The sequence below is a fragment of the Variovorax sp. GW821-FHT09B05 genome (assembly GCF_059418265.1).
In genome coordinates, this window is record NZ_JBWKPN010000003.1 from 187,418 (window position 1) to 206,167 (window position 18,750).

The window sequence follows — 18,750 nt, forward strand, 5'->3', positions numbered from 1 at the left end:
TCCTGGCGCCCGTCACGCCATGCGCCATCGCGCCACTCCGCTGATCCTCCTGGCCCTGGCGGCCGTTCTCGCCGGCTGCGCGACCCGCACCGCGCCGCGCGTGACCATGCTCGGCGACGGCGTGCTGCGTTCGCCGAGCCCCGAGGAGGCCGAGGCCTACTGCCGCAACTTCGGCGCGCCGCTGCGCTTCGTGCCGCCGACCACGGGCCGCGCGCCGCAGGGCGAGGTCACCTACCGCTGCGATTGAGCCGTCACGCAGCCGGCTGCAGCGCCGCGTCGAGCAGCTCGACCCAGTGCCGCACCGGCAGCTCGCCGCTGCCGCTCTGCAGGTGCGTGATGCAGCCGATGTTGGCCGAGGCGATCGCCACCGGCTGCAGCTGCTTCAAGTGGCCCAGCTTGCGGTCGCGCAGCGGATAGGCGAGCTCGGGCTGCAGCACCGAGTAGGTGCCGGCCGAACCGCAGCACAGGTGCGATTCGTTCATCGCCACGCGCACATCGAAGCCCAAGGCACGCAGATGAGTCTCGATGCCGCCGCGCAGCTTCTGGCCGTGCTGCAGGGTGCAGGGCGGGTGGTAGGCGATGGTGCCGGGCGTCGCGCGCACGCGTGGCTTGAGCGCGGGCACCAGGTCGGGAAGCAGCTCGCCGAGGTCGCGCGTGAGCTCGCTGATGCGCGCAGCCTTCAGCGCGTAGGCCGGATCGTTGCGCAGCACGTGGCCGTACTCGCGCACGGTGACGCCGCAGCCCGAGGCGTTCATCACGATGGCCTCCACCTCGTTGCGTTCGACCAGCGGCCACCAGGCGTCGATGTTGGCGCGCATCTGCGCCTTGCCGCCCTCCTGGTCGTTGAGGTGGAACTTCACCGCGCCGCAGCAGCCGGCCTCGGGCGCGAGCACGGCCTGGATGCCGCCCGCGTCGAGCACGCGCGCGGTGGCGGTGTTGATGTTCGGCATCATCGAGGGCTGCACGCAGCCCGCGAGCATCAGCACCTTGCGCGCATGCGTGGCGGTGGGCCAGGCACCGGCCGCCTGCTTCGCGGGCACCTTGGCCTTCAGTGCCTCGGGCAGCAGGCCGCGCACCGACTGGCCCAGCTTCATCGCGGGGCCGAACAGCGGCGAGGGCAGGCCTTCCTTGAGCACCCAGCGCGTGGCCGATTCCATCGCGGGACGCGGCACCTTCTCGTCGACGATGCGCCGGCCGATGTCGACCAGGTGGCCGTACTGCACGCCGCTCGGGCAGGTGCTCTCGCAGTTGCGGCAGGTCAGGCAGCGGTCGAGGTGCAGCTGCGTGCTGCGCGTGGGCGCCTGGCCCTCGAGCACCTGCTTGATCAGGTAGATGCGCCCGCGCGGGCCGTCGAGCTCGTCGCCGAGCAGCTGGTAGGTCGGGCAGGTGGCGGTGCAGAAGCCGCAGTGCACGCACTTGCGCAGGATGGCCTCGGCCTCGCGGCCGTCGTCGGTGCCGCGGAATTCGGGAGCGAGCTCGGTTTGCATCGTGGGGTCGGTTCTTGTCGTTGTCTCGTGAAACTCGCCGGCCTCAGGGGCCGGAGGACGCGTCGTTCTTGCGCCGCGGGCGGATCGCGCCGAGCAGTTGGCGCAGGTGGGCCGAACGCCGCACGTCCTCGATGAAGGGCGGCAGCGACAGCGCCAGCAGCAGCGCCGCCAGCGGCACCACGCAGACGAAGCCGACGTAGGTGAAGCCGGCCGCGCCGACGATGCCGCCCGTGACGAACATGCCGACCAGCCCCGCGAACAGCCGCAGCCGCGCGCCGTTGTGGCGCACCGGTCCCGCCAGGGTTTCGCCGGGCTTCGCGCGGCGGTTCCAGTACAGCAGCTTGCCGAGCTCGATGCCGAGGTCGGTGAGGTTGCCGGTCATGTGGGTGGTGCGGATGCGGCCGCCCGAGGTCTTGGAGCCCACCGCGTTCTGCAGCCCCATGATGAAGGACAGCAGCAGCACCGTGAGCGGCACCGCGAAGGGCGTGTGCCAGGTCAGCGTGATCGCGCCCATCAGGCCGAAGGGCAGCATCAGCGCCGACTCGAGCAGCAGCGGCAGCGCATAGACGCTGCGCAGATGGTGCTGGCGCGCCCAGTTGACCAGCAGCGCCGAGACCGCCGCGCCCGCCACGAAGGCCAGGATCGCGCCCAGCGCATTGAGCAGCAGGGTCGCGTTGCCGAGCACCAGGCCGTCGGCCACCTGCGAGGTGAAGCCGGTCATGTGCGAGGTGTACATGTGCAGCACCAGGAAGCCACCCGCATTGACGGCGCCGGCGTTGAACGCGAGCAGCAGGCCGAGCATGTGGTTGGTCGAGGGCGCGCGATGGCGGCCGGTGAGAAAGCGCAGGCGCCGCATGGGGGTCGTTCAGTCGAAGGCGTGGAGCCGGCCGCAGTCGAACACGGCGTGCGGATCGAACTCGCGCATCAGCGCGCGGTGGATGCGCTCGACGGCGGGCTCGAGCCGGTCGAAGCGCGGCACCGCGGCTTCGCTGCCCGCAGGCAGGCGGAACAGCGTCGCATGCCCGCCCGCCGCGCGCGCGGCCTCGCGGAGGCGCGCGGCCGCGGCCGGCGTGGGCGGTGCCTTGTACCAGCGCTGGCCACCATGCCACTCGACCAGCGGCGCGCCGAAGGCCTCGAGCCCCAGCACCGGCGCGGTCTGCGGCACCGACAGGCGCCACAGCGCATCGGGTCCGGCCGCGGTGTCGAACCACGGCAGGCTCTGCTCGCGCAGCGACTGCCAGTCGGCCGCGGCGCGCTCCTTGTCCTTGCGTTCGCCGCCGAGGTGCGCGCACGCGGCCTCGACCGCCGCCACCGCGCCACGCAGCCGCAGGTAGAGCGCGCCGGCGCCCGCGTACTCGAACCAGCAGCTCGCGTTGAGCGGCAGCGGCCGGCCGCCCCATTCGTTGAGCAGCCGCAGCGCATCGGCCTGGTCGCAGGCGAACTCCAGCGTGGCCTCGGCCGGCGGCACCGGCAGCACCTTGAGGCTGACCTCGGCGATCAGGCCCAGCGTGCCGAGCGAACCCGCGAGCACGCGCGAGACGTCGTAGCCCGCCACGTTCTTCATCACCTGGCCGCCGAAGCTCAACACCTCGCCGCGGCCGTTGACCAGCGTGGCGCCGAGCACGTAGTCGCGCACATTGCCCACGCTGGCGCGCGACGGGCCCGCGAGGCCCGCGGCGACCATGCCGCCGACGGTGGCATCCGCCGCGAAGTGCGGCGGCTCGAAGGCCAGGCACTGGCCCTTCTCGGCCAGCGCCGCCTCGAGCTCGGCCAGCGGCGTGCTCGCGCGCACGGTCACGACCAGCTCGCTGGGCTCGTAGCTCGCGATGCCCGCGAGCAGGCGCGTGTCGAGCAGCTCGCCGCGCGGCGCCTCGCCGTAGAAATCCTTGCTGCCGCCGCCGCGGATGCGCAGCACGGTGCCGTCGGCGGCCGCGGCGCGGATGCGCTCGACGGCCTGGCCCAATGCGTGATCGATGCCGCTGCTCATCAGAACCTCGGCAGCTCGGGATGCGGCAGCCGGCCGCCGCGCACCACCTGCTTGCCGTACTCGGCGCAGCGCTGCAGCGTGGGGATCACCTTGCCGGGGTTCAGCATGCCCTCGGGATCGAAGGCGCGCTTGACGCCGAACATCTGCTCGTTCTCGGCGGCCGTGAACTGCACGCACATGCTGTTGAGCTTCTCGACGCCCACGCCGTGCTCGCCCGAGACGGTGCCGCCCATCGCGACGCTGGTCTCGAGGATGTCGGCGCCGAACAGCTCGCAGCGGTGCAGCTCGTCGGGGTCGTTGGCATCGAACAGCACCAGCGGATGCAGGTTGCCGTCGCCCGCGTGGAACACGTTGCAGCAGCGCAGGCCGTACTTCTGCTCCATCGCCTGGATCGCGAGCAGGATGTCGGCCAGCCGCTTGCGCGGGATGGTGGAGTCGAGGCACATGTAGTCGGGGCTGATGCGGCCCGAGGCCGGAAAGGCGTTCTTGCGCCCGCTCCAGAAGCGCATGCGCTCGTCCTCGCTGTTGCTGACCGCGATGGCGGTGGCGCCGCAGCCGCGCAGCACGGCCGTCATGCGGCCGATCTCCTCCTCGACCTCCTCGGGCGTGCCGTCGGATTCGCACAGCAGGATGGCGGCCGCGTCGAGGTCGTAGCCCGCGTGCACGAAGTCCTCGACGGCGGCGGTCATGGGCTTGTCCATCATCTCGAGCCCCGCGGGGATGATGCCCGCGGCGATCACCGCGGCCACCGCGTCGCCGGCTTTGCGCACGTCGTCGAAGCTGGCCATGATGCAGCGCGCCAGCTGCGGCTTGGGCACCAGCTTCACCGTGACCTCGGTGGTGACGGCGAGCATGCCCTCGCTGCCGATCACCAGCGCCAGCAGGTCGAGGCCGGCGGCATCGAGCGCCTCGCTGCCGAACGCCACCGGCTCGCCCTCGGCCGTGAAGCCGCGCACCTGGAGCACGTTGTGCAGCGTGAGGCCGTACTTGAGGCAGTGCACGCCGCCCGAGTTCTCGGCCACGTTGCCGCCGATCGAGCAGGCGATCTGGCTCGAGGGATCGGGCGCGTAGTAGAGGTTGTAGGGCGCGGCCGCCTCGCTGATGGCGAGGTTGCGCACGCCGCACTGCACGAGCGCGGTGCGCGCGACCGGGTCGATCTTGAGGATGCGGTTGAACTTGGCGAGCGACAAGGTCACGCCCATCTCGTGCGGCATGGCGCCGCCCGACAGCCCCGTGCCCGAGCCGCGCGCCACCACCGGCACGCCCAGCCCGTGGCAGGTGCGCAGCACGGCGGCCACCTGCGCCTCGGTCTCGGGCAGCGCCACCACCAGCGGCCGCTGGCGGTAGGCCGTGAGGCCGTCGCACTCGTAGGGCGTGGTGTCCTCGGCATGCCAGATCAGCGCATGCGCCGGCAGGTGGGCCTGCAGCGCGCGCACGACCTGCGACTGGCGTTCTGTCTTCTGGAGCGACGCATGCTGCGTCGGGCTCGGGGGCGCGTTCATGGGCGAAGTCTCTTCTCGGTGTTCTTCTGCGGATGCCTGGCGGGGGCCGGCCCCCCACTCTAAGGAAATGCGCGGCCTCCGGGTTGAAGGATTTTTGCGGCGGACTTGAGGAATCTTCGCCGCGCCGCGCGGGCCCGGACCGTGTTCAGCGCAGCGCCTGCACCAGCCAGTCGGCGAAGGCCGCGCACTCCCAGCGCTCGAGCGCGCCCGGCTGCCAGCACAGCGTGTGGCGGTGCGGCGAGCGCACGGCATGCTCCGACAGCGCCACCAGCCGGCCCGATTCGAACCAGGCCGCGCCCATCTTCTGGCGCACCAGCGCCACGCCGAAGCCGCTGGCGGCCGCGTCGTAGACCAGGCCCAGGTCGTTGAACTGCGAGCCCAGCTGCGGCTCGGGCTGGTCGATGCCGCAGCTCGCGAACCAGGTGCCCCAGGGTTCGAGGGGGCTGCGGATCAGCCGCGCGGCCGCGATCTCGGCCGCGGTGCGGAAACCGTGGAACGGGCCGAACTCGTTGAGGTAGCTCGGGCTGCAGGCCGGCACCACCAGTTCCTCGAGCAGCGGGCGGTGCTCGCAGTCGGCGTAGTTGCCGCCGCCGTAGCGCACCTCGAGGTCGGCCGGCTCGGCGGTCACGTCGAGCAGCGGGATCGACACCTGCAGCACCAGGTCGATGTCGGGATAGATGTTGCGGAACAGTTCGAGCCGCGGCATGAGGAACTGGCGGCTGAAGGTCGGCGTGACCGCGAGCCGCAGCCGCGTGGCGGCGCGCTGGCCCGCCGCCGCGTTGCCGCCGCCGGCATGCGCCTGCAGCGCGGCCAGGCCGGTGCGCACGTTGGCGAGGTAGGCCGCGCCGTCGGCCGTGAGGCTGAAGTCGCCGCGGCCGAACAGCTTGAAGCCCACGTGCGACTCGAGCTGGCGGATGCGGTGGCTGACAGCGCTGGCGGTCACGCAGAGCTCGTCGGCCGCGCGGCCCGCGTGGCGCAGCCGCGCCAGCGCCTCGAAGGTCACGAGGCACTGGATCGGCGGGATGTGCTGCAGGGCCATGCGGCGCGGACTAGTCCTCGAAGAAATGGACCGGCAGGCCGGGCGTCTCGACGCGCATCGACAGCACCATGCCCGAGGCGGGTTTCTGCGCCAGTTCGGCCTCGGGCCGGCCCTTGCGCGCGGTGGTGACGAACAGCGTGCGCAGGTCGTCGCCGCCGAGGCAGGGCATGGTCGGGCACTGCACCGGCAGCGCGAAGGCCGCCACGACCTCGCCCGAGGGCGCGAGGCGCAGCAGCTGCGCGCCCTCGAACATCGCGACCCAGTAGTGGCCCTCGGCATCGACCGTGGCGCCGTCGGGCCGCCCGCCATAGGCCAGCGCCGAACCGGGCGCCCAGCCTTCGGGCTTGGCGTCGAACTGCTTGAAAACGCGGCCGTGCGAGAGCGTGTTGTGCGCGGCGTCCCAGTCCCAGGCGCGCACCGCGTGGGCCGGCGTGTCGGCCCAGTAGAGCGTGCGCGCGTCGGGCGAGAACGCGAGGCCGTTGGCCGTGGTCACGCCCTCGGCCATCTGCGAGAGCATTGGCGACTGGCCGTCGTCGCGGCGCGCGTCGAGGCAGTAGAGCGCGGCATTGGCCCGGTCCTTCGCCTCGTTGATGCTGCCGGCCCAGAAGCGGCCCAGCGCGTCGCACTTGCCGTCGTTGAAGCGCATGGTGGCCGCGTCGTGCTCCACGCGCGCGATCGCGGCCAGCGTGCCGCCCCATTCACGCGCGCGGTAGATGCCGTCGCGCAGCGCGATCACCAGGCCGCCGCTGCGCGCGGGCGCCATGCAGCCGGGTTCGGTCGGCAGGTCCCAGCGCTCGACCGCGCCGCCGGGGCCGACCTCGCCGCGCGTGCGCAGCACCGCGCGGCCGGGAATGTCGAGCCAGTACAGGGAACGTTCCTGCGGGTGCCAGAACGGCGATTCGCCGAGGGCGCTGAGGCTGTTGTCCAGGGGGGTCCACATGACGGGGATTGTGCCCCCGCGCCACGGCCCGCCGCTGTCGGACCGCACCGGGCCGCGCCGGGCCGAGGACAAAAAAAAGCCCGCTCGCACCGGAGTGCTTGCGGGCTGAACATCCAAAGGAGACTCTCGCTGAAAAAAATGGGCTTCAGGAAACCTTGGAAGGACCTTGGAAGTACCTTGGAAAAACAGGGTGGTGGTCTGGTGGTGGACCGCGGGTCCCTTCCTCTGGAGCGAGGAACCCGCGGTGTCCTTGTCGCGTGTCGGAGCTTGTCCGATCAGCGGTTGTAGGCGGTTTCGCCGTGCGACGAGATGTCGAGGCCTTCGCGCTCTTCCTCTTCGGTCACACGCAGGCCGAGCACCAGGTCGGCGATCTTGAAGGCGATGAACGCCACGACGCCGGACCAGACGATGGTGAACAGCACGCTCTTGATCTGGATCCAGACCTGGGCGCCCATCGAGAAGGTGTCGGGGGTCAGGCCGCCGGTGCCGCCGAGGCCCTGGGCCGCGAACACGCCGGTCAGGATGGCACCCAGGATACCGCCCACGCCGTGGACGCCGAACACGTCGAACGCGTCGTCGGCACCGAGCATGCGCTTGAGACCGCCCACGCCCCAGAGGCAGACCAGGCCGGCCAGCAGGCCCAGCACGATCGAACCCATCGGGCCGACGAAGCCGGCGGCAGGGGTCACTGCGACGAGGCCGGCGACGGCGCCCGAGGCGGCACCCAGCATCGAGGCCTTGCCCTTGTGCAGGCTCTCGCCCAGGATCCAGGACAGCGCGGCGGCGGCGGTGGCGAGCACCGTGTTCACGAAGGCCAGGCCGGCGGCGGCGTTGGCGGCACCCGCCGAGCCGGCGTTGAAGCCGAACCAGCCGACCCACAGCAGCGAGGCGCCGACCATGGTGAGCGTGAGCGAGTGCGGCGTGAAGGCTTCCTTGCCGTAGCCCACGCGCTTGCCGATCATGTAGGCACCGACCAGGCCGGCCACGCCGGCGTTGATGTGCACCACGGTGCCGCCCGCGAAGTCGAGCGCTCCGTCCTTGCCGAGCAGGCCGCCGCCCCAGACGATGTGGGCCATCGGCACGTAGGCGAAGGTGAACCACAGCACCGAGAACAGCAGCACGGCCGAGAACTTGGCGCGTTCGGCGAAGGCGCCGACGATCAGCGCCACGGTGATGGCGGCGAAGGTGCCCTGGAACGCGACGAACACGTACTCGGGGATCGTCGTGAGCGCACCGAAGGTCTCCTGCGACACGCCCTTGAGGAAGATCTTGTCGAAGGTACCGACGAAGCTTCCTTCACCCGTGAAGGCGAGGCTGTAGCCGTAGATGGCCCACAGGATGCTGATCAGCGAGAAGATCACGAAGACCTGCATCAGCACCGACAGCATGTTCTTCGAGCGGCCCAGGCCGCCGTAGAACAGCGCGAGGCCGGGGATGGTCATCAGGATCACGAGCAGCGTGGAGGTCAGCATCCAGGCGGTGTCGCCCGAATCGACCTTGGGTGCCGGTGCCGCGGCCGGTGCGGCGGCGGGCGCGGCAGCAGCCGGTGCCGCTGCGGCGGGCGCCGCGGCCGGTGCCGAGGCCTCGGCGGCCGGCGCCGAAGCGGCGGCGGCGGGCGCGGGCGTCTGCGCGAAGCCGGTGGTGCCGGCGGCAAGCACGCTCAAGCCGAGCGCGAGGGAGACAAACAGTTTTTTCATGGACGTTGTTCTTTCGGGCCTGGACTCGATCAAAGGGCTTCGCGGCCCGTTTCGCCGGTGCGGATGCGCACGACCTGCTCGAGGTTGTAGACAAAGATCTTGCCGTCGCCGATCTTGCCGGTGCGCGCGGCACCTTCGACGGCTTCGATCACGCGGTCGACGAGGTCATCCGAGACCGCCGCCTCGATCTTGACCTTGGGCAGGAAGTCGACGACGTACTCCGCGCCGCGGTAGAGCTCGGTGTGGCCCTTCTGGCGGCCGAAACCCTTGACCTCGGTGACGGTGATCCCCTGCACGCCGATGGCCGAGAGGGCTTCGCGCACTTCGTCGAGCTTGAACGGTTTGATGATGGCTGTGACCAGCTTCATGAGTTGCTCCTTTGGATGGAAAGAATTCGCGCGGCAGCATGGGCCGCGCCTCGTTGTGTTGCGTGCTTACAGCGTCTTCGTCAGCGTGAGGATGAAGCGCGGCTTGTTGGGCGAGTAGACCTGCTGCACGGTGTAGAAGCCGAAGTCGTACAGCGGGCCGGCCGCGACGTTGAACGCGTCCTTCTTGTTCGCGCCCTGCACCGAGCCGGTGAGCGTGAGACCGCCGCCGAAGTCGTAGGTGGCGCCCACGTTGTAGTCGACGTAGTTCTTGGCGGCCGTGTTGTGGCGGATGTCGCTGGAGAAGCGGGTGAAGCCCACGGCGGCCTTGAGCGTGACCTTGGGCACGATCTCCTTGCTGTAGCTCAGGTTCAGGTAGCCGGTGTTGCGGCCCTTGAGGCCCGAACCGTTCTTGTTGCCGGCGTAGCCGAAGTAGTCCTTCGACACCGTGTGCGAGTACTTGGCCGTGAACGAGCCGAAGGTTTCGTTGGCGTAGGTGGCCGCGCCGTAGAGCTCGGTGGTGTTGCCGAGGGAGTTGCCCGGGTAGATGTAGGTCAGCGCACCGACGTCCATGTCCAGCGGGCCGGCCTTGAACTTGTAGCCGCCGTACAGGTCGACCTCGACGCTGTTGCCCTTGAGCCAGTTGACGCTGGAGTTCCAGTTGCCGACATAGAAGCCGCTCTCGCCGAAGGCGTAGTCGAAGCCGCCCTGGATGGCGGGCTTCACGCCGCGGGTCTTGGCGAAGTCGTCCCGGCCGATCATGTCCTGGTCCTGGCCGCGGAACTTGTAGTTCGTGGTCAGCGAGATGTTGGCCGTGATCGGAGAAGCAGCGGGTGCCGCTGCAGGCGCCGCCGCAGCGTCTGGGGTGGCCTGCGCCAGGGCGGCGCCCGACGTGGTCAATGCGGTGGCCAGGACGATCAGGGCCTGGGCGGCGGAACGGTGCGTCATCGGGAACTCCTCGCAAGTAGTGTTGTGGAACCTGATGACCCTCAAAGCAGGGAGCGTGCCAAAGTGCACATCCCCCGGTGACCGGTTGAAGCGCGCCCAAGGAAGCCAGCCAAAAATGGTTACAAGCGCAAGGCTTTGTGCCTTGCACCGAAAAAAGAACAAGACGCCCGCGACGACCGGAATCGGGCGCACCAATATAGGGAGGAAGCAGAGAATGAGTCTGTCTTTGGTGCAAAGCCGCGCCTTGCTCGGGCTGGAAGCGGCCAGTGTCACGGTCGAGGTGCATCTGGCCAACGGCCTGCCGAGCTTCACGCTGGTCGGGCTGGCCGAAACCGAGGTCAAGGAAGCGCGCGAGCGCGTGCGCTCGGCCATCCAGAACGCCGGGCTGGAGTTCCCGCACAACAAGCGCATCACCGTCAACCTGGCGCCGGCCGACCTGCCCAAGGACTCGGGCCGCTTCGACCTGCCGATGGCTCTGGGCATCCTCGCGGCCAGCGGCCAGATCGAGGGCGCGCGGCTCGCGGGCCACGAGTTCGCGGGCGAGCTCTCGCTGTCGGGCGAGCTGCGGCCGGTGCGCGGCGCGCTCGCGATGGCGCTCGCGCTGCACACGCGCGGCATCGCCACCCGGCTGGTGCTGCCCGCGCCCAGCGCCGACGAGGCCGCGCTGGTGCCCGGCGGCGAGGTCTACGGCGCCAGGCACCTGCTCGACGTGGTGCGGCGCTTCCTGCCGGCCGATGCGCAAGCCGACCTGGAGGCGGACGACGAGGGCTGGTCGCGCGCCCATGCGTCCACGCAAGCCGATGCCCCCGCCTATGCCGACATGGCCGACGTGAAGGGCCATGCCGGCGCCAAACGCGCGCTCGAGATCGCCGCGGCCGGCGGCCACAGCCTGCTGATGATGGGCGAGCCGGGCTCGGGCAAGTCGATGCTGGGCCAGCGCTTCGCGGGCCTGCTGCCGCCGATGCGCATCGATGAAGCACTCGAGAGCGCCGCCATCGCGAGCCTCGGCGGCCGCTTCTCGACCGAGCGCTGGATGCACCGGCCGACCGCGTCGCCGCACCACACCTCGAGCGCGGTGGCGCTGGTCGGCGGCGGTTCGCCGCCGCGGCCCGGCGAGATCTCGATGGCGCACCACGGCGTGCTGTTCCTCGACGAATTCCCCGAGTTCTCGCGCGCCGCGCTCGAGGCGCTGCGCGAGCCGCTCGAGACCGGCACCATCACCATCGCGCGGGCCGCGCGGCGGGCGGATTTTCCGGCGCGCTTCCAGCTCATCGCCGCGATGAACCCCTGCCCTTGCGGTTTTCTGGGCGCGCCCACGAAAGCCTGCCGCTGCACGCCCGACCAGGTGGCGCGCTACCAGCGCAAGCTCAGCGGCCCCTTGCTCGACCGCATCGACCTGCACATCGAAGTGCCCGCGGTGTCGGCGCAGCAACTGCTCGACGCACCCGCGGGCGAGACCACGGCCGCCATCCGCGCGCGCGCAGCCGCCGCGCGCGAGCGCGCGATCGAACGCCAGGGCCGGCCCAACCAGGCGCTGCAGGGCGCCGACATCGATCGCCATGCGTCGCTCGGCGACGAGGCGCGCCGCTTCATGCACACGGCCGCCGCCCGGCTCGGCTGGTCGGCGCGCAGCACGCACCGCGCGCTCAAGGTGGCGCGCACCATCGCCGATCTCGCGGGGGCACCGGTCATCGAGACGGCGCACGTGGCCGAGGCGGTGCAGTACCGGCGGGCGCTGCAGAAGGGCCTGTAGCGCCCGGCACATCGCTTAGAGTGCGGCGCAGTCCCGCTCACTTCAGGCTCGCCATGACCGACCGCGCCCTCCTCGTCATCGACATGCAGAAAGGCATGCAGGAACCGCGCGCGGGCCGCCGCAACAACCCCGACGCGGAAGCCCAGGTGCAGCGCCTGCTCATGCACTGGCGCACCACCGGCCGCCCCGTGGTCCATGTGCGTCACATGTCGCGCTTCGCCGAGTCGGTGTTCTTCCCGGGCCAGCCCGGCGCGGAATTCCAGGACGCACTGGCACCGCTGCGCGCCGAGCACGTGGTCGAGAAGAACGTGACCGATGCCTTCACGCACACGGGCCTCGAGCGCTGGCTGCGCGTGCGCGGCATCGAGGCGCTCGTGGTGGTCGGCGTGGCCACCAACATGTCGGTCGAGGCCACGGCGCGCACCGCGAGCTGCCTCGGCTTCGCGGTCACGGTGGTGTCCGATGCCAGCTTCGCCTTCGACCGCGCGGGCATCGATGGCGCAACTTTCGGCGCGGAGCAGGTCCATGCGATGGCGCTGGCCAACCTGCAGGGCGAGTACGCGCAGGTGGTGACCGCGGCCAGCCTGCTCGGCTGACCGCCGCCTTCGCCCCTTACTTGAACTCGTGGCTCACCACCGGCGCTGACTTGCTGTCCTGCACCGTCACGCGCTGCCGGTAGACCTCGAGGTCGCCGTTGCGCACCTCGATGTTGTAGATGCCGGGGCGCAGCGACAGCGACTTGAGCGGCGGGCTCACGCCGCGGTCGGCGCCGTCGACGAAGACCTGGCCCCAGGGCCGGATGTTGAGCGTCACGCGGCCCATGCCGGCCGCGGCGCCCGGCACGGGCGGAACCGCCGTGCCGCCCGCGACCGGGGTTGTTGCACCCGGCGCTCCCGGCACGCCAGGCGTGCCCGGCGGCACGGTGCCCGGCACCACGGGCTGCGTGGAGGCCGGCTGCGCGAGCCGGTTGAGCTCGGCGATGGCATTGCGCGCATCGCGCGCATGCGGGCCGCGGCGGTAGCGGCGCAGGTAGGCCTCGTAGCCCTCGCGCGTGTTCTCGGCCTGCGCGAGGTTCCAGTCCTCGGCCTCGCTGATCGCCAGCGCGGGCTCGGGCGGCGGGCTCGCGGGCGTCACGGGCACGTTGTCGAGCGGGCTCAGCGCGCCGTTGCTGCCCGGCGCGGTGGCCGGCGGCACGGCGGTCGGCGAGTTGCCGCCGGTGGGCGCGGCCGCGACGCCGGCACCGCCATCGGTCGACGGCGGCTGCGAGGCGGCGGGCACCGTGGCCGAAGCCGGCGCGGCGGGCGGCATCACGGCGGGCGGCGAGGCGGGGTTCGACATCGGCGCGCCCGGCGGCGGCACCGGCGGTGCCATCGCGGTGCTGGTGGGCGGCGGCGACTGCGTGATGCGCAGGCCGATCCAGCTGCCGACCGCGACCAGCGCCACCAGCAGCACGCCGACCAGGCCCCAGCGCGGCAGCGAGGATTTCTTCGCGGGCCGGCGCGCGGCCGGCGCGCGGGCCGGCGGCGCGACCGGCGGCAATGCCTCGAAGGGCGCGGGCGCGGAGACAGGCGCATACGACTCGGGCAACGCGACGGGCACCACGGGCGCCGCTGCCGGCGCAGGCACCGCGGCCACGCCCGCCGCGTGCACCGGCGCCGCGAGCCCGCCTACGTAGATGTCACCGAGCTTGCTGAGCCCGAGCTCGGCCGCGAAGGCCGCCACGGTCTGCGTGCGGTCCTTGCTGTGCACGGCCAGCGTGTGGTCGACCGCGGCGCAGAAGGCCGGGCTCAGGTCGGGCCGGTTCAGGCTCGCGAGCGGCACGTAGGCGTCCTGCACGCTGCGCACCACGGCCGAGGGCGGCGGGTGGCCGGTGACGGCGCGGTAGAGCACCGCGCCCAGCGCGTAGAGATCGGTCCAGGCGCCCTGCAGCAGCGTGTTGTCGTCGGCGTACTGCTCGATCGGCGAGTAGCCCGACTTCACCATCACCGCCACCTCGTCGACCAGGTCGGCGATCGACTTGCGCGCCGCGCCGAAGTCCAGCAGCACCGGCAGGCCGTCCTGCTGGATGAAGATGTTGTCGGGCGCGATGTCGCGGTGGAAGCAGCCGCTGCGGTGCAGCGTCTCGAGCGCGCCGAGCAGCGGCCCGAGCATGCCGAGCAGCCAGGCTTCGGAGATGGTGCCGGGCTCCTCGTCGGCCAGCCGGCGCAGGGTGCGACCCTTGTAGAGCTGGATCGCCATGTAGGCGGTCGAATTCGATTCCCAGAAGCGATGCACGCGCACCAGCGCGGGATGGCTGAACTGCGCGAGCGTGCGCGCCTCGTTGATGAAGCTGCGCAGCCCGGCCTGGAAGGTGGCCGTGAGCCGGTCGGAACGCACGTGCACGCTGTCGTCGCCGATGCGCCGCGCGAGCATCGAGGGCATGTACTCCTTGATCGCGACCTCGCGCTGCAGCGAGTGGTCGTAGGCCCGGTAGACGATGCCGAAGCCGCCTTCGCCGATCACCTCGAGCAGCTCGAACTCGTCGAGCCGGTGGCCGATGGCCAGCGGGTGGGGCCGCTCCTGCGGGTCGGTGCCCACCGGAGGGCCGGTGCGTCCTTCCGTCGTCATTCTTGTTCCTCCTCATGCATCGGGACTCTCACGCCCATGGCACGTGCCCCTGGGAAAAAAGCTTCGAGAACAGCGGCGTGTTGAGCCCGCCGCCATGCGCCGCGGTCCGCAGCGGCGAGCCGTCGGCCTGGTTGGTCCACCAGTAGCTCGTGCTTCCGAACGCGTCGAAGCACAGTGGAAGCTCCGGCCAGCCCAGCCGCTGCTGGGCGCCCTCGCCCGCCGACGTAGGCCCGAGGATCGAAAGAATGTCGTCCGAGCCGCCACTGGCCGGCTGGAAGCCGCCATGGCCCGCGGCCAGCACCTGCGCGTCGAACTGCTCGGGCGCCACGCCATGGCGGATCGCCTGCAGCATGGCGTTGCCGCAGCGCCAGTACCAGGCGGCCGCGCCTTCGAGCACCGCGGGCCGGTAGGCGCGCGCATCCACCTGCAGGCTCACGCACACCGGGTAGTAGCGGCCCACGCGGTCGCAGCTCGGCGCGATGCAACCGAACTGCACCGCGTTCACGCCCTGGGTGGCGGGGATCGCGAAGTTCCACACCGGCGCCACCGCGTAGTGGCGCGTCATGGCATCGGGCCAGCGCTTGAAGGCACCCAGGCCGTTCTGCATCCAGCGATCCCACCAGGCCTGCAGCTCGCGCGACATGCGCCGGTGCAGGAAGTCGCCGGCCGCGGGCAGCTTGCCGTACCAGCCGACCTGCTCGTCGCCCGGCACCCAGGCCGGCTGCGCCGCCGCGCCGGGGTTCGTCACGAGCGCCCCGGGCACGAGAAGCCGCTCATCTGCGACAGCCGCAGCGGGTTGTAGACGCTGTTGGCGGTCACGTTGAGCACCACCTTGCGGCCCTGCAGGTCGAAGCTGGCATTGAACGATTCGCTCGAGCCGCCCGGCGAGATCGAGGCCTTGTCGAACAGCCGGTGCAGCGCCCACGGGCCCTCGGTGACGATGCCGCCGGCCGGCGTGCCGCTCGAGGTCGTGACCTGCAGCCGCACCTGGTTGCTGTTGCGCGGACCGGGCCACTTGACGGTGGTGGGCGCCTGCGGCCCGTGCGCGTAGCGCACCGTCTGGCCGTCGATGTCCAGCGTCATCTGCGTGAGGCCGGCGTCCATGTCCTCGGGCCGGATGTCGATCGAGAACGAGGGCGTGCGCCCGCCCGCCATGCCCGAGAAGAACACGTCGCGGATCGCCTGCGCCTTCTGGAACGCATCGAGGTAGGCCGAGCGGCCCGAGGCACTGCCGTCGACGCCGCGCTTCCAGGTCCACGGGTTGCTCGAGGTGTCGACCTGCGTCATGAGGTTCTTCTGGAAGAAGTCGTCCATCATCCCGCCCGGCGCGAACAGGTTGGCGAAGTCGCCCGCGGCCACGTCGCGGCTGGAGCCGCGCGAGAACGGATAGCGGCCCGCGATCGCCTGGTTGCAGAAGTTGCCGATGGTGGCGGCCGCGTTCTGCCCGATGTTCTGGCGCGTGACCGCGGCCGCCTTCGACGAGGCGGTGGCCGAGAGGTCGTTGAGCATGCCCTGGAACGGCACCGGCATGCGGCCGGCCTCGGCCTGCACCTTGGTCACGGCGTCGCTGGTCGGCGGGATGTTGCCGCTGCGCAGCGCGGTGTCGGTGGCCGTGAGGTAGTTGTAGAGCTCGTTGATCAACGCGGCGGTGGCATCGATCGGTGCCTGCCCGCCCTGCTTGGGCGCGGTCACCATGCGGCGCAGCGGCTCGAAGTGGTTGTCCACCAGCGACTCGGGCCGGTCGGGCACGGTGTTGCGGCGCTGGCTGCCGTCGGGCTGGCCGATGAGCTGCTCGATGCGCTCGCGCGTGGTCTGCACGCGGTTCTGCGCCTGGTCGAGCAGGCTGCGCGCGGCCTCGTCGTGGTTGCGCAGCAGGTCGGTCTCGCGCGCGGCGCCGCGGATGATGCGCGACATCGGCGACTCCGAGGTCGAGAGCACGCGCGTCATCTGGATGCTCTGCAACAGCGAGCGGCTGTCGGCCAGCCGGATGTCGGCCAGGTAGTCGTCCCAGACCCGGATGTAGTCGGTGAGATAGAGCCGGCGCACCTCGCGCAGCAGCAGCTCGCGCGAGGTGATGTCGGTGATGCCGGGCGCGCGGATCTGCAGCACCCAGCGGTCCTCCTGCTCGAGCGCGAGCGTGGTCTCGGCCATGCGCTTGTCGAAGATGTCCCAGTAGCCGCGGTAGGTGAACAGCGTGGGGATGCCGTCGGTCAGCGGCTTGCCGCTGGCGCGCCGCACCACCAGCGCCGACTCGGCGCCACCGGCCTCGGCGATGGTGAAGGCATTGGGCTGGCTGGTCTGCAGCAGGATGCGGCGCAGCCGCGCGTACGAGCGCTGCGCCAGCGGCACGCCCGCGAGGCGCTCGCGCGTCTCGGTGATCAGGCGCTCGTCCTTCGCGAACGGCGAGCTCACGACGCGGCCACCGAACAGCGCCTTCAGGTGCGACTCGAGGTTGGTGCGCTGCTCGCGCGTGAGCGCGGCGCCGACCTTGCGGTCCACGTCGGTCAGCAGCCAGGCCTGCAGGAAGTCGGCGTCGTAGCGCTCGGCGTCGTACAGCATCAGGTAGGCCTTGAGCGCCTCGTAGCTGTACTCGGGGTTGTTCTTCGAGGCCTCGCGCAGCGACTGCTCCACGCGCTGCGCGGCCTGCGGCAGCAGCACGCTCTCGAGCGCGCGCTGGTAGACGCCATCGGTCGCGGCCTGCAGCTTCTCGCCCTGGTAGAGGCCGAAGCGGTAGCCCAGTGGCGGATCGCCGATGTCGAACTTCTCCGACTTCGGCAGGTCGCGCAGCCGGTCGAGGATCAAGAGCGAACTCGCGAGGTCGCCGCTCGAGTCGACCACGGTCGGCAGCTCGCCGCGCGCCGCGGCGCGGTTGAAGGACTTCGCGTTGCCGTCGACCTCGGCCACGTACTCCTTGTTGTTGTGCCAGCTGTTGACGCAAGCGCCCAGCAGCGCCACCAGCAGCACGCCGATCACGCTGTAGCCCACCAGGTCGGCCGCGCGCTTGCGCCGGTACCAGCGCAGGTTGGTGCCGGCCACGCCCGCGTCGCGGAAGATCACCTGCTGCAGCAGCTCCTTGAGGAAGTAGCTCTTGCCCGGGCCCGGCGGCGGCGCCGGCGGCGCGTTGACCTGCAGGTAGCGCTTGATCGCGCCCATCACGCGGTCGAAGGCCGTGCCCTCCTGCGTTCCGCTGGTGAAGTAGACGCCGCGCAGCATCGGCGCGGTCTCGAACTTCGACGGGTTGAAGACGTCGGCCAGGAAGGTGCCGAGGATGTCCTCGAAGCTCGCGAACTGCTGCGGCAGCAGGTAGGCCTGCGCGCGGCGCATCGGGTCGGGCTCGGCGGCCAGCAGCTCGGGCAGGCGCTCGTCGAGCCGCTGGTGCAGCAGCCGGTACTCCTGCTGGAAGCGCTCGCGCAGGTCGCTGCCCTCGAGCGTGGTGGCGGTGCCCGCGCGCTGGTCGCCCTTGGCGGGCTTGGCGCTGGCGGCGCTCGCGTCGATCGGGAAGGTGAAGCCCCAGACCTGCGCGCGCTCGGCGCGGCTCAGGCCGCCGAAGTACTCGTTGAAGCCGGCCAGCAGGTCGGCCTTGGTCACCATCACGTAGACCGGGAAGTTGATGCCCAGGTCGTTGCGCAGCTCGAGCAGCCGCTTGCGCAGCGCCATCGCGTGACGCGCGCGCTGCGCGTCGTCGGCCAGCGGCAGGTCGGCGATGCTGATGGTGAGGATCGCACCGTTGATCGGCTGGCGCGGACGGAACTTCTTGAGCAGCTCGAGGAAGCCCTTCCACTCGCCTTCGTCGGTCTCGCGGTTGCTCTCGTGCGTGGTGTAGCGCCCGGCCGTGTCGATCAGCACCGCGTCGTTGGTGAACCACCAGTCGCAGTTGCGCGTGCCGCCGATGCCGCGCACCGCGGCCTTGCCGAGCTGGTCGGCGAGCGGGAAGTCGAGGTCGGAGTTGACCAGCGCCGTGGTCTTGCCCGAGCCCGGCGCGCCGATGAAGATGTACCAGGGCAGCTGGTAGAGGTACTGGCGGTCGAAGACCGAGAAGCGGCCCGCGGCCTTGCCCTCCTCGCCCGGCCCGAAGCGCATGTTGCGCAGGATCGAGGTGGCGTCGTTGAAGCCGGTCTGCAGCTCCTTGATCTCGGGCGCCTCCTCGGGCTTGGCCTCCTTCTCCTTCTTGGAGGGCGTGCGCAGCTGGTTCAGCAGCTGCGCGTTGAGGCGGCGCTCGCGCCACTTGCGGTAGGCCACGCGCACCAGCCAGATCGCGAACATCAGCGCGATCACGACGATGCGCACGAACTCGCTCTCGAGCGGCCGGTAGCGGCCGACCGCGATCACCGGGCCGATGATCCAGATCAGGAAGGCCAGCGCGACCAGGCCGAAGAAGACCCAGAGGTCGCGGCTGACGAGGAAACGGAAGAACGCGCGCAGCAT

The 18,750-nt window shown here is 71.0% G+C and carries 15 protein-coding genes; 3 read left to right on the forward strand and 12 right to left on the reverse strand.

Going from position 1 to position 18,750, the window contains the following annotated elements:
* The first annotated feature begins 19 nt into the window (after window positions 1–19).
* Window positions 20–247, forward strand: coding sequence for a hypothetical protein (locus AC07RM_RS09295; protein WP_495334270.1), 228 nt, complete (start codon window positions 20–22; stop codon window positions 245–247).
* Between the two features lie 4 nt (window positions 248–251).
* Here the strand turns inward: AC07RM_RS09295 and glcF are convergent, their stop codons facing one another.
* The 9 genes from glcF to AC07RM_RS09340 form a co-directional block, all read right to left on the reverse strand.
* Entirely contained in the window at window positions 252–1,487 is a 1,236-nt protein-coding gene (glcF, locus tag AC07RM_RS09300; protein ID WP_495334271.1) for a glycolate oxidase subunit GlcF, read from the reverse strand.
* A gap of 43 nt (window positions 1,488–1,530) precedes the next feature.
* Window positions 1,531–2,343 carry a YoaK family protein gene (locus AC07RM_RS09305; RefSeq protein WP_093343938.1) on the reverse strand — a complete coding sequence of 271 codons (813 nt, stop codon included), beginning with the start codon at window positions 2,341–2,343 and terminating at the stop codon, window positions 1,531–1,533.
* A gap of 9 nt (window positions 2,344–2,352) precedes the next feature.
* Window positions 2,353–3,474, reverse strand: a complete 1,122-nt coding sequence (gene glcE, locus AC07RM_RS09310; protein WP_495334272.1) for a glycolate oxidase subunit GlcE — start codon at window positions 3,472–3,474, stop codon at window positions 2,353–2,355.
* Entirely contained in the window at window positions 3,474–4,976 is a 1,503-nt protein-coding gene (locus tag AC07RM_RS09315) for an FAD-linked oxidase C-terminal domain-containing protein (protein WP_495334273.1), read from the reverse strand. The genes glcE and AC07RM_RS09315 overlap by 1 nt, the downstream gene beginning before the upstream one ends.
* Window positions 4,977–5,121: 145 nt before the next feature.
* Entirely contained in the window at window positions 5,122–6,015 is an 894-nt protein-coding gene (locus AC07RM_RS09320; RefSeq protein ID WP_431511014.1) for a LysR substrate-binding domain-containing protein, read from the reverse strand.
* 10 nt (window positions 6,016–6,025) lie between these two features.
* Window positions 6,026–6,955 (reverse strand): SMP-30/gluconolactonase/LRE family protein, encoded by a 930-nt coding sequence (locus tag AC07RM_RS09325; RefSeq protein ID WP_495334274.1) that lies wholly within the window; start codon window positions 6,953–6,955, stop codon window positions 6,026–6,028.
* A 275-nt stretch (window positions 6,956–7,230) separates the two neighbouring features.
* Entirely contained in the window at window positions 7,231–8,652 is a 1,422-nt protein-coding gene (locus AC07RM_RS09330) for an ammonium transporter (protein WP_495334275.1), read from the reverse strand.
* 29 nt (window positions 8,653–8,681) lie between these two features.
* A complete protein-coding gene (gene glnK / locus AC07RM_RS09335) occupies window positions 8,682–9,020 on the reverse strand; it encodes a P-II family nitrogen regulator (RefSeq protein ID WP_007833403.1) in 339 nt (112 codons plus the stop codon).
* A 66-nt stretch (window positions 9,021–9,086) separates the two neighbouring features.
* Complete coding sequence (locus AC07RM_RS09340) at window positions 9,087–9,965, reverse strand: TorF family putative porin (RefSeq protein WP_093343929.1); 879 nt, start codon at window positions 9,963–9,965, stop codon at window positions 9,087–9,089.
* Window positions 9,966–10,179: 214 nt separating this feature from the next.
* Here AC07RM_RS09340 and AC07RM_RS09345 point away from each other — a divergent pair, with 214 nt between their 5' ends.
* Both AC07RM_RS09345 and AC07RM_RS09350 read left to right on the forward strand, forming a co-directional pair.
* Complete coding sequence (locus AC07RM_RS09345; RefSeq protein WP_495334276.1) at window positions 10,180–11,718, forward strand: YifB family Mg chelatase-like AAA ATPase; 1,539 nt, start codon at window positions 10,180–10,182, stop codon at window positions 11,716–11,718.
* A 53-nt stretch (window positions 11,719–11,771) separates the two neighbouring features.
* Window positions 11,772–12,314 carry a cysteine hydrolase family protein gene (locus tag AC07RM_RS09350; RefSeq protein ID WP_495334277.1) on the forward strand — a complete coding sequence of 181 codons (543 nt, stop codon included), beginning with the start codon at window positions 11,772–11,774 and terminating at the stop codon, window positions 12,312–12,314.
* 16 nt (window positions 12,315–12,330) lie between these two features.
* Here AC07RM_RS09350 and AC07RM_RS09355 read toward each other — a convergent pair whose 3' ends face one another.
* Genes AC07RM_RS09355 through tssM form a run of 3 tightly spaced genes read right to left on the reverse strand, consistent with a single transcriptional unit; the run spans window position 12,331 to window position 18,750 of the window.
* Window positions 12,331–14,325 carry a serine/threonine-protein kinase gene (locus AC07RM_RS09355; protein WP_495334278.1) on the reverse strand — a complete coding sequence of 665 codons (1,995 nt, stop codon included), beginning with the start codon at window positions 14,323–14,325 and terminating at the stop codon, window positions 12,331–12,333.
* 28 nt (window positions 14,326–14,353) lie between these two features.
* Complete coding sequence (gene tagF / locus AC07RM_RS09360) at window positions 14,354–15,088, reverse strand: type VI secretion system-associated protein TagF (protein ID WP_371268813.1); 735 nt, start codon at window positions 15,086–15,088, stop codon at window positions 14,354–14,356.
* Entirely contained in the window at window positions 15,070–18,750 is a 3,681-nt protein-coding gene (gene tssM, locus AC07RM_RS09365) for a type VI secretion system membrane subunit TssM (RefSeq protein WP_495334279.1), read from the reverse strand. The genes tagF and tssM overlap by 19 nt, the downstream gene beginning before the upstream one ends.